Raw genomic sequence first — 14,129 nt, 5'->3', positions numbered from 1 at the left:
CTTATAATTCTTGGTTTATATGTCAACAGTGTCCTCTGATTTGATAAAATTTGCAAAAATACGCCGCTGTAATAATGATGAAAGGTGTTGTTACCAGTGCAGAAGAGCGCTGACTCACACCTTCATTTCTTGCGCGGTGTGGGAGGCAGGCAGGGACGACTCTGTTAACTGCCCCGTTCACGAACTGCTGGCAGCAGGCTCTCAGGGGTATTTTTTATACAGGCACTCCATTCCTTTAAGGTTTCTAAAAGACGTTGGTAGAGTTCTTGCTGTTTTTCAGTTTTTAAATGTGCGCTGAAGTCTTCAAATGCAGACAGCACTATAGCTGTTTTTGCCAGTGCTTCCTGAATCATTTTCAGTTGATTTTCATCGCTGTTGATGTCTTCTGTTGTGCGATGGCTTGATTTAAGCAGATCTTGCTGTCTGTTTTCAAAAGCATTGATGATTTGTGGGAAACAGTGTTGAACTTTCCGGACTTTTTGTATGACCGGATTGAGCGTTTCTCTGGCAACATCCGGACACCAGACATGTGAATTATGCCGGTAAAAACGTATGATCGTTTTAATGTCATCAAATAATTCCGGTACTTTCTCTTTTAATTTTATGGTAGCTTCCGGGTTTGTATCACCTTCTATTGCCAAGAGCTTTGTCAAAAAAGGCATAGGAAATGTCAAAACTGTGGATAAGGGTTGCCAGTTAGGGGCATATTCAAAGTCTTCAGGATGACCTCGGAGTCTTTCAGGCTCTATTATAGGTTTCAATGATAGTTCTTTGGATTTTTCTATCATGTTAATGAAGGCATTTTGAGCTTCAGAAAAATTGGGCGTTCTTTCAGCAGCGCTCATTTGGGTGGGTGGTTTATCTGTATATGGTGGTTTATTGGGCTCCGGGATATCCACTTCAACACGAGGATTATTAGTTCTAACTATTACAGGTTTGATTGATTCTGATTTTATACTTGTGTCCAACCTGTAGAGTGATTTGTTTATTCCAAAGTGTTGTCGGCACGCGTCATATAGTCGGCTGAGTTCATCCTGAGCAGCTATTACTTCTGCACGATCTCTGTGATAGCTGGCTTCAACACTCTCTTCAAGAGGGGCAGACGTTGGATCCGGAATTAATTCTTTCTCTCTCTCCTCAAGTACTGATTTGATAATTTTTTCAAATGCCGGGATGCCTGTTTCTTTTAATAAGTTTTCCTTATCCATTCTGGTAAATTTATTGGCTGTAGAGGACGATGAAAATGTGCTTGTTTTCTTTCTCTTTTTGGGCGAGGCCAGTTGCTCATCACCAACAATTTCCTGGTAGTTTGGATAAGAGCTGCGTTTTCTTAATGAACGGCCTGTGGTTTTCTGGATAGGCTTGTTGTCTTCTTCTTTAACAACATGGCAGGTAGAGGTATTAGGGCTGTCTTCGACAATTCGATTTAACGTTTGCCTGGCAGCTTCACCGGTTTCTGATGGCTGCATGCTTTCCTGCTCTTCAGTGCAAGGGCCTTGATGATCCCAGAAATAAAGCTTGAAGGCAGGATTGGTCTTTGCTTGTTTGTTGGCTACTTTATCTGCATATTCAAAACGTGCAACGATGGCATCAATATGAAATCTGGTTAAACCCGGTGGTGAGCAGGGGGTACCAACAGCTGGATTGTGTAAGGCGGCTTTTAATTTTCGAAGTTTGCACATAAAACGGAAAAGTACGGGATCCATCTTACTGACAATAAGGTCGGTCAGTTTAGTTCTTTTGGTATTTTTGGATGAATGTCGGAAGTTCCAGTAACCCAGCATTGCTTTTGATGCTGGAATGTCAGGGTCTATTTCAGTTTTTTTCATCCATTCAGGGCAGAAATCACCTGAACGATGCTGTGCAGCACAGTTTTCACCATCTTGATCAAAAAAGGTTATGTCTTCAGGGGCAGGCAGCCAGCTTCCGGTGTCATAATATTCTTCCAGATGATTAATTTCTCTTCCGATATCACTGAGTAAATTTAATTTACCATCTGTCAATAACAGATTTATTTTTTTCTCTACCTTTGTTTTTTGTTTATTAGAAAAGCCATTTTCAGTCATAGTAAGATCTATTTTTTTCAATAAGATGATTAGTCGGTTATAAAAAATTCCATGACCATTAAGTATCTCTGTGAGATTGTTATTGAGGGTGCAAAACCTTTGAATTGTGTTTAATTCGACTTTAAGGGCTTCTGGTAAGTCAGTTAAAAACGCCTCTACGGAAAACTTACTGGTACTTTGGGTATTTTCTATAGTGTTGAACGAAGCGATACGTTTTCTAACATGCCGTTGTTCAGTGGTTGGTAAAAATTTTTTTTCTTCTTTTTTTATCTCGAATAGACTTTTTTCAGAGGTTGCATGTTTTGTTGCAGTCGAGTTTGGTAGTGCTGGAATGGTCATGATTTAATTAAGTGGTTATCCGGTTTTTTTATATGGGTTTTATAGGGGTTAGATGCTCTTACTATTAAATAGTTCCATGGTTCTATAAATTTTGTGGAAAGTTATACATCTAAAGATGATAGCTACATGCTGTCTGGTTTCAGTATGCAGCTACGAATAGATGGCCTAAGCAAACTTTTCCGGGTTCTTGCCCGTCATAGGTTGATAAAATTCCTGAATTTTTTTCAGGTCTGACGCATAGTCCCCTGTAGTAAAGAACATAGGGCCAAAACCGCCAACCTTCTTTTTATAATCCAGGAAGCTCAGCGCAATGGGGACTTCAGCACCGTGAGCGACGTGGTAAAAACCACTTTTCCATTGACGAACCTTGTTGCGTGTGCCTTCAGGAGGAATGGCAACGGCCAGGTCTGTGGAGTTGTGGAAGGTGTCGACCATTTGCTGAACCAGACCATTGGCTTTGCTGCGGTCAACCGGAATTCCCCCAAGCCAGGTCATGATGCCGCCAAAGGGCCCCTTGAACAGAGAGTTTTTCCCCATCCAGTAGATATTAATGCGAAAGCAGAAGGCACAGGCAATGATCAGAATAAAGTCCCAGTTACTGGTATGGGGTGCCGCGATAATAACGTACTTCCGGGCATTTGGGCGTTGGCCTTCCAGCTTCCAGCCGAATAGCTTCAGACCAAGGTGGGATAAGAAGCGAAAACAGCTGTTAACGATAGGCGTATCAAAAATCGTATGACGCATTATTATTATTTAAACCTGATCTTAATAAATAGCCCCAGTATTATGCACCGGGGCTATAAGTATGCGCTACCCTTTCTTCAGCGCGCTTTTTTCAATACACAGTCATTGCGGGCTTAATTGTGGGAGTGCAGCTCATCATTCAGCTCAATGGCTGATTTGTTGGTGAGGCATTCCAGGGCTCCGGTCAGGGAGTTTCTGCGGAACAGCAGATCGGACTTGCCTGAGAGATCTCCTGCTTTCACGACTTCAACGACATTTTTCTGATCATCAAGAACCTGAACCTTACTGGCAGCCGTCAGGTAAAGGCCGGCTTCGATAATGCAGCGGTCACCCAGCGGAATGCCCAGGCCGGCATTGGCACCGATCAGGCAGTTTTCACCGACACAGATCACAATGTCATTGCCGCCGGACAGGGTACCCATGGTGCTGCAGCCACCACCAAGATCAGAGCCCTCACCCACCATGACACCGGCAGAAACACGACCTTCAATCATGCTCTTGCCTTCGGTGCCGGCGTTGAAGTTGATAAAGCCTTCATGCATTACGGTGGTGCCTTCACCCACATAAGCACCCAGGCGAACCCGGGCCGTATGGGCAATGCGGACACCGGCAGGGACAACGTAGTCGGTCATTTTCGGGAATTTATCCACGGAGTTGACACTCAGAACCCGGCCTTCTGCCCGGGCCGCCAGCTGACGGGCTGGCAGTTCTTCCAGGTCGATTGCGCCTTCACTGGTCCAGGCAACATTTGGCAGCAGTGGGAAAATGCCCTGAAGGTTGGTGCCGTGTGGCTTGACCAGACGATGTGACAGCAGGTGCAGCTTGAGATAAGCCTCGGGGGTGCTGGTGGGTGCTTCATCGGTTGCCAGAATAGTGATCACACGGGGTTGTACACTTTCTTCCAGGCTTCGGGTGATGGCAGCCAATTCAGTTTGTTCGATATCGACAAACAGGTCTTCCAGTGCGTGCAGGGTTTTGCTGTCAAGCTCAATAAACGTATTGCCACCCTGGTAACCAACCAGTTTGGCAATACTCTCCAGCAGCTCAGGTGCTGGATTGAGAATAGGTTTTGGGTAAAATACTTCCAGCCACTGGTCGTTCCGGTTTTTGCTGCCGACACCAATGGCCAGACTGAAATGCGGTTTGCTCATTTTCATTCCTTCAATTAATCAGAACGTCTGTTATGCCAGCAAGTTGCGGTATTGTTCTTCGGAAAAGCCCAGCAACTTCTGGCTGCCCGTATCCAGTAACGGGCGCTTGATCATGGCGGGTTGCTCCAGCATCAGGGTGATTGCCCGCTCTGCATTAATGGCGGCTTTTTCTTCTTCCGGAAGCTGCCGCCAGGTGGTTCCCCGGCGGTTTAACAGGGCCTCCCAGCCCAGTTCATTGGCCCACTGTTCGATCATGTCTTTCAACAGGCCATCTTTCCTGTAGTCATGAAAGTGATATTCAATACCAGCACCTTCCAGCCAGCGGCGTGCTTTCTTTATGGTGTCGCAGTTTGGTATGCCGTATAGGGTGACCACCGTGCCTCCTGTTGTGAGCTTCCATAAGCTATGCGTTGTACAAACTGAGGTTGAAACGCTCAGTAAGGGCCGCAAAAAAACGAGCAAAGCTTACACGCTTCTGGAGGTGTTTGCCTAGGTGGCTGGTCTATAAACGAGTATCGGGCCTTATTTCGACTCTGCATCCGTGCTGGTTTTATCACCAAGCGCTGCTCTTAACTTTTCGATACGACGGCGATTGGTACCGAAATCGTAATAGCCGACGCGAGAGGATGAGCGCACATCAACCGTGCCGTTCGGACGAATAATCATTATCAGGTCGTCCTTGAACTTCAGCCAGGGGGTGGTGAACACCGTAATAATGATCTGGTCATTACTGCTGAGAATCTCTGCATTGGGCCAGTTCTGCAAAGTGGCTAACAGTTTTTTCTTGATCCCCTGGGTATCAGACTGATCAAAGGAAAGGGCGGCAATATTCTGTTTGCCAGAAGCGAGGCTGCTGACGCAATTCGGGCTTTCAGGGCAGGTAAGTTCCGGGACGTCAGCGTGTAGCCAATGGCTGGAAAGTAATAACAGTAAAGGCAGGATGTAGTGGGCGGATTTATTCATTGTTGTTGGTTCCTTCTTGCAGATGGTGGTGAAATATATGGCTCCACGTTTTTTCACCCATAGACCCCGGTTTATCGTGGGCGGAGTGTACAAACAGAATTTTCATGGAGTGTCCCACATTGATCAGAGAAGTGCTCAGTGTGTTGAAAAGTTTGCTGTCTGTAAAGTCACCGGCGATGTAAATACCATAATCAGCGGGCCGATATAGTCAGCACAGCAGGGAAGATGATGGTTTTCAGCAGAAACTGTCGTCAGAATACAGGGCCCGGGGTTTGAATCAGGTGCAGAAGACCGAGCATCAGTGCTCTTTTTTCGGACAATATGGTCGTTGCAAAGATGTGGCGGAGTCAGGCAGCCAGCTTTGCTTCTGGCATGATCCTGATGTGGATAAAACCGGAGATGAGGTAAAAGTGAGGCTGGAAAAGAGGGCCGCAACCGGGCTGCCCATGGAAGGATTTATTCTCCGCAGGGCTAATCTGGACAACGTTAACCTGGTGAACCACGGTGGTGGTAAGCCATATCAACTGGTTAACTGCGATTTGAGCAGGGCCAGCCTCTGTAATGGGCATTTTTATCGTGTGGATTTATCGGGTTCCCGACTGTTAAAAGCAGATCTTTCCAATGCCAATCTGCATAGGGCAAATCTTGAAGGCTGTAATCTGCTGGGTGTGAATCTGAACAATAGTCTGCTGGATCATGTGACGTGGGGGGATAAGCTTTATCAGGAGCAGGAAGCTGCCGCCCATCCTGAAAATGCCATGGCGTTATTTGAAGAAGCGGAAGAGTCTGCCAGAAACATTCGCCGACATTGTGAAAACCTCGGCATGATGAGGGAGGCCGGTCATTTTTATTATCGGGAAAGGGTCTTCCATCGGTTGCAGATGCCAAAATGCTCGCGGCAACGGGTGCTTTCTTACCTGGTTGACAGGATCAGTGGCTATGGTGAATCACCGCTGCGAGTGGTGCTTTTTTCCGTGGCTTTGATTGTGTTCTGCTCTTTCCTCTATCTGTTCACCGGGGTTCAGGGTGGTGATACGGTTATCCGGTTCAGCCAGAACCAGGATCTGTTCCAGAACCTCCGGTATTGGCTTGATTGTCTTTATTTCAGCGTGGTGACGTTTACCACCCTTGGCTACGGTGACTTGACCCCGCTGGGGCTGTCCCGGATTGTTGCTGCCTGTGAAGCATTCACCGGCAGCTTTTCCCTGGCGCTTTTTGTTGTCTTGTTTGTAAAGAAGATGATCCGCTAAAAGAGATTGCCACGGAGTCACAGAGACACGGAGAAAAGCAAAAAGCTTTTCCTCTGTGGCAAAAAAGGAAATTATTCAGGCTCAATTCCTTAGTTGTCCGTTGCATAAGCCTCCGCTTCATCCGGATCACAGCTGATGGCGGCGTGTGGCTGGCCCTGTAGCAACTTTTTAAACTGTTCTCTTTGAATATGCACCAGTTCCCGGTGATTACCTCCCTGGAAGTAAAGATCCTGGACGGCGTTGAGCTCATCATCCCAACAGGTTTTCATGCCATAGGCGATGCCCATTGCCGGTACTGCTCCCATTTCGCAGTCTGGGAACAGCTCCTCAAGGCTGTGTTCGCTGACCAGATGAAGATGACGATTCAGTTTTGTGTTTATCCAGCGCAGCATTAATTTGTTCATGGAGGGAACGATAGCCATTACATGACCTTCCTCATCCTGAAGAACGATGGCTTTAGCCATATGTTTAACGGGAACGCAGGCGACATGGGCGGTGTTGAGTGCACGGTCTGAATAAGGGTGACTGACCACTTCATAATCTACCTGATTATGATTTAAAAAAGCCTGGAGTTTTAGAGCGATTGACATCAGACACTCTCGCAAAAATCATTCTCGGAAATATTGAACATCTGTCTATAAAGTCTATACGCAAACTTGTTGAAAGATTGTTCAATATAAAGCGGTTTTTAAGCTAAAAAAGTATTAATAACTTTTTTTTCATATCGCTATTTGCTTTCGTATCGTCTTGCCTGTTTATCCTGCCACTGCGTAATGCTGCTTTTATTTGATGCTTTTTTGCACTCTGCTTTCGGTATAGGTATCCTTCGCGATCTTTAAATTTACCAATTTAGCACTGGCTTCAGATTGAGCCTGTGGGACGAAGTTATGATGATAATAATGAAAAGACGCCTGTCAATGGGAGCGCTAGCCTGCCTGCCGACCACCGCTCTGGCTGGCGATAGTGTGCTGGGGGTAACATCCAGCCCGTTAGCCTGGGCCTGCATTGCCATTTTTGTAATTGCCTACTGCCTGGTGATGGCCGAAGAGCAGCTTCATCTGCGTAAGTCCAAACCGGTGATTATGGCGGCGGGAATCATCTGGGCACTGATTGCTTTTATTGCTACACAGAAGGGCGTTTCCCACGAAGAGCTCAAACAGGCCGTTATGCATGATCTGGAAGAGTATGCGGCGATGTTCCTCTTTCTGCTGGTGGCCATGACCTACATTAATGCCATGGAAGACCGGCAGGTGTTTGCCACGTTACGCAGCTGGCTGATCAGCAAGGGCTTTAATTACCGAAGTCTTTTCTGGATAACCGGCGCTATGGCGTTCTTTATTTCTCCGGTGGCTGACAATCTTACCACTGCGCTGTTGATGGGCGCGGTGATTATGGCCGTAGGTGAAGGCAGGCCAGCGTTTACTACCCTGGCCATGATCAATGTGGTGGTTGCTGCCAATGCCGGTGGTGCTTTCAGCCCCTTTGGAGATATTACCACTCTGATGGTTTGGCAGGCAGGTAAGCTTGAGTTCTTTACCTTTTTCAGCCTCTTTATACCGTCGGTGGTTAATTATCTGGTACCGGCCATCATTATGAGCTTTTTCGTTGAGCAAGGGCGTCCGGCCGGTGTGCGAGTGGATAGCACCATTCGTCGTGGTGGTATTGCCATCTGCCTGCTTTTCCTGGTGACCATCTTCCTGGCGGTAAGTTTTGAGAAAGTGCTGGGTCTGCCACCATTTATGGGGATGATGACAGGTCTTGCCCTGTTGATGCTCTATACCTATATCATGCAAATTCAGGGGCTGACCAGTAACCGCCGGTTGACAGCACGTCCCCGGGCCAAAGAGGATAAAATCGATATCTTTCAGGAAGTGGCCCATGCCGAATGGGATACGCTGCTGTTCTTCTTTGGTGTCATCTTCTCGGTGGGTGGCCTGCGCTATCTCGGTTATCTCGACCTTGCCTCGGAAACCATGTATGCCGATCTCGGGGCAACGTGGACTAATATCATCGCCGGTATAATCTCTGCCATTGTCGATAACATTCCGGTGATGTTTGCCATCCTCGGAATGGATCCTGAAATGGACGCCTTCCAGTGGTTATTGATAACGCTGACCGCAGGTGTGGGTGGCAGCCTGTTATCCATCGGCTCCGCTGCTGGCGTTGCCTTGATGGGGACATCGAAAGGTGGCTACACCTTTATGACCCATCTCCGCTGGAGTTGGGCCATTGCCCTGGGGTATGCGGCCAGTATCTGGGCCCACTTCCTGGTTAATAGCTGATCTAGAATCAGTTAAAAACGTTAGGCCAGCTGAAGGGTTTGGAAATCCAGCCCTTCATTGTCATCTGTCGTATTCTGGTTAACAGGTGATCAATTACAGACGGAGGTGAGAGGGGCTGTTTTGATGGATGTTGCCTTGTTAAATAGACATTAGCGACTTCCCCTGGTGCTAATGTCTACCCTGAGAGCTACGGTTAGCCGTCCAGTTTCTGTTTCAGAATCTGGTTAACCAGGCCGGGGTTGGCCTTGCCTTTGGACGCTTTCATGCACTGACCCACAAAGAAACCGATCATTTTTCCGCGCTTGTCTTCCTCAGCCGCACGATAATTCTCAACCTGCTGGGCATTGTTGGCCAGAACGTCATCAATCATGGCTTCAATGGCACCGGTATCGGTCACCTGCTTGAGGCCTTTTTTCTCGATGACTGCATCGGCCGTGCTGCACTCACCCTGCCAGAGTACTTCAAAGACCTCTTTGGCGATTTTGCCGGAGATGGTGTTGTCTTTGATGCGCTTGATCAGGCCGCCGAGCATATCGGCAGTCACCGGACTTGCGCTGATGGCAATGCTGTTCTGATTCAGGGATCTGGACAGTTCTCCCATAATCCAGTTGGCAGACAGTTTGGCATCATCACTGGCACGGACGGTGGCTTCAAAGTAATTCGCAGTCCCCTGGTCAGCGGAAAGTATTTCGGCATCGTAATCGCTCAGGCCAAAATCAGCGATAAAACGTGCTTTTTTGGCATCTGGCATTTCTGGCATTTCAGCCTTCAGTTTTTCAAGACGGCTGTCGTCAATAATAACCGGCAGCAGGTCAGGGCAGGGGAAGTAACGGTAATCGTTCGCTTCTTCTTTGCTGCGCATGGAGCGGGCTTCGCCGGTATCACCGTTATAGAGACGGGTCTCCTGGATAACGGTGCCGCCATCTTCAATCAGGTCGATCTGGCGCTCTACCTCTTTGAGGATGGCCGCCTCCATAAACTTGAAGGAGTTCAGGTTTTTGGTTTCTGTGCGGGTACCGAACTCTTGTTGTCCTTTAGGGCGAACGGAGACGTTAACATCAAACCGCATGGAACCCTGGGACATATCGCCATCGCAGATGCCCAGTGTAGTGACAATGGAGTGCAGCTTTTTGGCAAAGGCCACAGCTTCCTCTGCATTGCGGATATCAGGTTCTGTGACAATCTCAATCAGGGGAGTGCCAGCACGGTTCAGGTCAATCCCTGACATACCATGAAAGTCTTCGTGCAGGCTTTTTCCTGCATCTTCTTCCAGGTGGGCATGGTGGATGCGAATGCTTTTAGTGGAGCCATCCGCCAGTGTGATATCCACATGACCAGCGCCCACTATTGGCTTTTCCAGCTGGGTGGTCTGGTAGCCTTTTGGCAGATCCGGGTAGAAATAGTTTTTACGCTCGAAAACATTCACCTTGTTGATGTCGGCATCAATGCCCAGGCCAAACTTAATGGCCATATTGATCGCTTCTTCGTTAACCACGGGCAGGATGCCGGGCAGACCAAGGTCTACCGCACAGGCCTGGGTGTTAGGTGCGGCACCAAAAGCGGTGGATGCACCGGAGAATATTTTGGTTCTGGTGGCGAGCTGGACGTGAATCTCCAGTCCGATAACGGTTTCCCATTGCATATTACTGTGTCCTAAACCAATGCCGGAGATTTCTGGTGCCAGTCGGTTGCCTGCTGGAAGCGGTGGCCAATATTCAACAGACGGGCTTCATCAAAGTGCTGACCAATGATCTGCAGGCCGACCGGGCGCTGGTTTGCCATTCCAGCAGGAACAGATAATCCGGGCAGGCCTGCCAGGTTAACCGACAGTGTATAGATATCCGAGAGGTACATGGCGACCGGATCATTGCTCATGGAGCCAATGTCAAAGGCGGATGTCGGGGCGTTAGGGCCCATGATGACATCACACTCTTTAAAGGCGTTGAGGAAGTCATCCCGGATCAGGCGACGGATCTGCTGGGCCTTGCGGTAATAGGCGTCGTAGTAGCCAGCCGAGAGGGCATAGGTACCCACAATAATACGACGTTTGACTTCTTCACCAAACCCTTCGCTGCGGCTGCGAATGTAGAGATCCATCAAGTCTTTCGGGTCTTCGCAGCGATGCCCGAAACGCACGCCGTCAAAGCGGGACAGGTTGGAAGAAGCTTCTGCCGGGGCAATCACGTAGTAGGCAGGAATGCACAGCCTGGCATTAGGCAGGCTGACCTCCTTGACGTTTGCACCGAGCTTTTCATATTCGGCAATGGCATTGCGGATCTGTTGTTCCACTTCACTGTCCAGTCCGGCCGCGAAGTACTCTTTTGGCAGCCCAATGGTCAGGCCTTCCAGGGAGTCATTCAGTGTTGCCGTGTAGTCCGGTACTTCATGGTCAAGACAGGTGGAGTCCCGGTTATCAAAGCCCGCCATGGTGTTCAGCATAATGGCGGCATCTTCAGCGGAGCGGGTCATCGGGCCAGCCTGATCAAGGCTTGATGCGTAGGCTACCATACCCCAGCGGGAAACCCGGCCATAGGTTGGCTTCAGTCCGGTAATGCCGCAGTGTGAGGCAGGCTGGCGAATGGACCCGCCGGTATCCGTGCCGGTAGCGCCAGCTGCCAGCTGGGCTGCTACAGCTGCGGCAGAACCGCCGGAGGAGCCGCCGGGGATGGCGGATTTGTCCCATGGGTTTTTGACCGGGCCATAATGGCTGTTTTCATTGGAAGAGCCCATGGCAAACTCATCCATATTGGTTTTGCCCAGCATAACGGCACCGGCATCCCTGAATTTGCCGGTGACGGTGGACTCATAAGGGGCAATAAAGTTGTCCAGCATTTTTGAACCACAGGAGGTTTTTACGCCTTGTGTGCAGAACAGGTCTTTATGGGCAACGGGAATGCCGGTCATGGCGTGGGCATCGCCCGCCGCAAGGCACTGGTCGGCGGCGGCTGCCTGTTCCAGGGCTAACGTTTCAGTCACCGTAATAAAGCTGTTGATGTCACCATCGAACTGCCTGATTCGGTCAAGGTAGGTTTGTGTCAACTCGACACTGGATATTTCGCCACTGGCTAATGCCCGGCTCTGTTCTGCAATGGTTTTATCGTACATGGGATTCGTTCGGTTGGAAGACGTATGGTATAGAAGAGGCTCAGCTTCTACCGGACTCAGAGCAGTTATTATGAAAATAATGCCTTTTCGGCGTTTCTACCACGATCACTGCTGCAATATTTTCTGACGTATTACTCAATAACACGGGGAACCAGAAAGAGGCCTTCTTCAACGGCAGGTGCGCAGCCCTGTAATTGCTCTCGCTGGTTTTCTTCGGTGACCTGGTCAGGGCGCAGGCGCTGGATGGCATCCAGAGGGTGTGCCAGGGGTTCCACGCCCTGTGTATCAACGGCCTGCATGCTATCGACCAGTTCCAGTATGCTGCTGATGGTGGCAGCGGTTACTTCCACTGCATCGTCGTCAATGGACAGACGTGCAAGTTTTGCAACCTTTTTAACTCCAGAGGCGTCGATGGCCATTGGTAATGGTTCTCCATAAATGAATAACAATCAAATAAATAAGAAGCTAATGTATGGGCTGCCCACCTATTTCTCAAGGATTTATCGGGTGATCTATGGGATGATTACCGGAAACATCTCTGCTGGAATGGTAAATGGGGGGGCTGATTGGTGTAAAAATAGAACTTTGCAGTTTAACAAAACACACGGACAGTCACCCGGTTTTTCGGTAAATCCCACTATTAAGGCCGCTGTTTGAATGCTTTTCCTGAGATAAATGATTCAGGCACAGTTGCCACAGAGCACAATTGCTGCTTGCCCTCCGGAGGCAGCATTGTTAGAGTTTCTGGAATTACCCAAGCCTTGAATCAAGGTACACCATAACATGCTGAAAAGGTTACGTGGCCTGTTTTCCAGCGATCTCTCGATTGATCTTGGAACAGCCAACACATTGGTCTATGTCCGCGAAAAGGGCATAGTGTTAAATGAACCCTCTGTGGTTGCTATCCGCAATCTCGGTACTCAGAAAAGCGTAGTGGCTGTTGGTGCCGATGCCAAGCGGATGCTGGGGCGAACCCCCGGCAACATTACCGCTATACGTCCAATGAAGGATGGCGTGATAGCGGACTTTGATGTCTGCGAGCGTATGCTCCAGCACTTTATTAACAAAGTGCATGAGAACAGTTTTATTCAGCCCAGCCCTCGTGTGCTGGTCTGTGTGCCCTGCAAATCAACCAAAGTTGAAAAGCGGGCGATCCGTGAATCAGTACTGGGCGCGGGTGCCCGGGAAGTGTATTTGATCGAAGAGCCGATGGCGGCCGCTATTGGTGCCGGACTTCCGGTTGAAGAAGCCAGTGGCTCCATGGTTGTGGATATCGGTGGTGGTACTACGGAGATTGCCATTATCTCCCTTAGCGGTGTCGTATACTCTGAATCTGTGCGCATTGGCGGTGACCGTTTTGATGACGCGATTGTGACGTATGTCCGCCGCAACTACGGCAGCCTGATTGGTGATGCTACTGCTGAGCGTATCAAGCAGGAAATTGCCATCGCCTACCCAAGTGATGAACTGCTGGAAATTGATGTGCGCGGGCGTAACCTGGCGGAAGGTATTCCCCGGAGCTTTACCCTGAACAGTGGTGAAATTCTGGAAGCGCTTCAGGAGTCGCTGACGGCGATTGTTCAGGCAGTGAAAAGTGCCTTGGAACAATCACCGCCGGAACTGGCTTCGGATATTGCCGAGCGTGGCCTGGTTCTGACCGGTGGTGGTGCATTGCTGCGGGATCTGGATAAACTGATCAGTGAAGAAACCGGCCTGCCGGTTCTGGTCGCTGAAGATCCGCTGACCTGTGTGGCCCGTGGCGGCGGCAGGGCAATAGAGATGATGGATAAGCACCGTATGGACTTGTTATCCACGGATTAACGGCTCTGTTAATCAAGCACCTGTTTTGCAAAATGATCAGCAATATTTCTTCCCGAGGTATTGCTGATTTGCTATTTTGGTCTGCCACTAGGAGCCTGTCCGAGAATAGACTGCCCTACTGCGGTGGCAGCAAATTGGTCTAAAAATTCCGTTTTGTTCGGCAAATAGCCCCGCTATTCACCTCACAAAACAGAATTTTTATCCTCAATTTTCTGCCATCCTCGCTACGGGGTCGCCTAGACGGGCGCTATTCTCGGACAGGCTCCCAGGCAAAGTTAGCAGTTATCTTCTGGTGATCAGTGTTTTTTCGGTAATCGCGGCTTTTCCGGGAAGTGTTGAACTCATCACCTTAAATAGCTGATCACTGGAAATTGTCAGCCAGGTATGGGTGTCGATAGAACGGTGCTT

The 14,129-nt window shown here is 48.9% G+C and carries 12 protein-coding genes; 3 read left to right on the top strand and 9 right to left on the bottom strand.

The features are described 5' to 3' along the window. Positions 1-164 precede the first annotated feature (164 nt). The 5 genes from ACO6UX_RS16040 to ACO6UX_RS16020 form a co-directional block, all read right to left on the bottom strand. Complete coding sequence (locus ACO6UX_RS16040; protein WP_422449259.1) at positions 165-2,405, bottom strand: hypothetical protein; 2,241 nt, start codon at positions 2,403-2,405, stop codon at positions 165-167. A gap of 165 nt (positions 2,406-2,570) precedes the next feature. After that, positions 2,571-3,149 carry a lysophospholipid acyltransferase family protein gene (locus ACO6UX_RS16035; protein WP_209203321.1) on the bottom strand — a complete coding sequence of 193 codons (579 nt, stop codon included), beginning with the start codon at positions 3,147-3,149 and terminating at the stop codon, positions 2,571-2,573. Between the two features lie 113 nt (positions 3,150-3,262). Continuing rightward, positions 3,263-4,300: a 2,3,4,5-tetrahydropyridine-2,6-dicarboxylate N-succinyltransferase gene (gene dapD / locus ACO6UX_RS16030; RefSeq protein WP_422449257.1), complete on the bottom strand. Its 1,038-nt coding sequence runs from the start codon at positions 4,298-4,300 to the stop codon at positions 3,263-3,265. Between the two features lie 30 nt (positions 4,301-4,330). Continuing rightward, on the bottom strand, positions 4,331-4,675 hold the full coding sequence (locus ACO6UX_RS16025) for an ArsC family reductase (protein ID WP_422449255.1): 345 nt from the start codon (positions 4,673-4,675) through the stop codon (positions 4,331-4,333). Between the two features lie 147 nt (positions 4,676-4,822). Continuing rightward, positions 4,823-5,263 (bottom strand): DUF1499 domain-containing protein, encoded by a 441-nt coding sequence (locus ACO6UX_RS16020; RefSeq protein ID WP_269673429.1) that lies wholly within the window; start codon positions 5,261-5,263, stop codon positions 4,823-4,825. 281 nt (positions 5,264-5,544) lie between these two features. Here ACO6UX_RS16020 and ACO6UX_RS16015 point away from each other — a divergent pair, with 281 nt between their 5' ends. Continuing rightward, positions 5,545-6,513, top strand: coding sequence for a pentapeptide repeat-containing protein (locus tag ACO6UX_RS16015; RefSeq protein WP_422449572.1), 969 nt, complete (start codon positions 5,545-5,547; stop codon positions 6,511-6,513). Between the two features lie 89 nt (positions 6,514-6,602). On the opposite strand, the gene ACO6UX_RS16010 is transcribed toward ACO6UX_RS16015, so the two are convergent. Beyond that, positions 6,603-7,103, bottom strand: a complete 501-nt coding sequence (locus tag ACO6UX_RS16010) for an aminoacyl-tRNA deacylase (protein WP_422449253.1) — start codon at positions 7,101-7,103, stop codon at positions 6,603-6,605. Positions 7,104-7,403: 300 nt separating this feature from the next. Here ACO6UX_RS16010 and nhaD point away from each other — a divergent pair, with 300 nt between their 5' ends. Continuing rightward, a complete protein-coding gene (nhaD, locus tag ACO6UX_RS16005; RefSeq protein ID WP_422449571.1) occupies positions 7,404-8,795 on the top strand; it encodes a sodium:proton antiporter NhaD in 1,392 nt (463 codons plus the stop codon). Between the two features lie 193 nt (positions 8,796-8,988). Here nhaD and gatB read toward each other — a convergent pair whose 3' ends face one another. From gatB to gatC, 3 genes are all read right to left on the bottom strand, one after another. Then, complete coding sequence (gene gatB, locus ACO6UX_RS16000) at positions 8,989-10,437, bottom strand: Asp-tRNA(Asn)/Glu-tRNA(Gln) amidotransferase subunit GatB (protein WP_422449251.1); 1,449 nt, start codon at positions 10,435-10,437, stop codon at positions 8,989-8,991. Positions 10,438-10,448: 11 nt separating this feature from the next. Next, complete coding sequence (gene gatA, locus ACO6UX_RS15995) at positions 10,449-11,900, bottom strand: Asp-tRNA(Asn)/Glu-tRNA(Gln) amidotransferase subunit GatA (RefSeq protein ID WP_422449249.1); 1,452 nt, start codon at positions 11,898-11,900, stop codon at positions 10,449-10,451. A 131-nt stretch (positions 11,901-12,031) separates the two neighbouring features. Beyond that, complete coding sequence (gene gatC, locus ACO6UX_RS15990) at positions 12,032-12,319, bottom strand: Asp-tRNA(Asn)/Glu-tRNA(Gln) amidotransferase subunit GatC (RefSeq protein ID WP_209203311.1); 288 nt, start codon at positions 12,317-12,319, stop codon at positions 12,032-12,034. 364 nt (positions 12,320-12,683) lie between these two features. On the opposite strand from gatC, the gene ACO6UX_RS15985 reads away from it, so the two are divergent. Continuing rightward, positions 12,684-13,721 (top strand): rod shape-determining protein, encoded by a 1,038-nt coding sequence (locus ACO6UX_RS15985; protein WP_020585121.1) that lies wholly within the window; start codon positions 12,684-12,686, stop codon positions 13,719-13,721. Positions 13,722-14,129: the final 408 nt, after the last annotated feature.

Origin of the sequence: Endozoicomonas sp. ALB091, assembly GCF_049310265.1 — a bacterium.
Classification (GTDB): domain Bacteria; phylum Pseudomonadota; class Gammaproteobacteria; order Pseudomonadales; family Endozoicomonadaceae; genus Endozoicomonas.
Note: the sequence above shows the minus strand (reverse complement) of the source record. Positions and strands in the feature narration are given on the sequence as shown.

Bases quoted from the DNA above. Each gene is read 5' to 3' on its own strand.
- ACO6UX_RS16040 (WP_422449259.1), bottom strand. From the start codon at position 2,405: ATGACCATTCCAGCACTACCAAACTCGACTGCAACAAAACATGCAACC.
- ACO6UX_RS16035 (WP_209203321.1), bottom strand. From the start codon at position 3,149: ATGCGTCATACGATTTTTGATACGCCTATCGTTAACAGCTGTTTTCGC.
- dapD (WP_422449257.1), bottom strand. From the start codon at position 4,300: ATGAGCAAACCGCATTTCAGTCTGGCCATTGGTGTCGGCAGCAAAAAC.
- ACO6UX_RS16020 (WP_269673429.1), bottom strand. From the start codon at position 5,263: ATGAATAAATCCGCCCACTACATCCTGCCTTTACTGTTATTACTTTCC.
- ACO6UX_RS16010 (WP_422449253.1), bottom strand. From the start codon at position 7,103: ATGTCAATCGCTCTAAAACTCCAGGCTTTTTTAAATCATAATCAGGTA.
- nhaD (WP_422449571.1), top strand. From the start codon at position 7,404: ATGATAATAATGAAAAGACGCCTGTCAATGGGAGCGCTAGCCTGCCTG.
- gatB (WP_422449251.1), bottom strand. From the start codon at position 10,437: ATGCAATGGGAAACCGTTATCGGACTGGAGATTCACGTCCAGCTCGCC.
- gatA (WP_422449249.1), bottom strand. From the start codon at position 11,900: ATGTACGATAAAACCATTGCAGAACAGAGCCGGGCATTAGCCAGTGGC.
- gatC (WP_209203311.1), bottom strand. From the start codon at position 12,319: ATGGCCATCGACGCCTCTGGAGTTAAAAAGGTTGCAAAACTTGCACGT.
- ACO6UX_RS15985 (WP_020585121.1), top strand. From the start codon at position 12,684: ATGCTGAAAAGGTTACGTGGCCTGTTTTCCAGCGATCTCTCGATTGAT.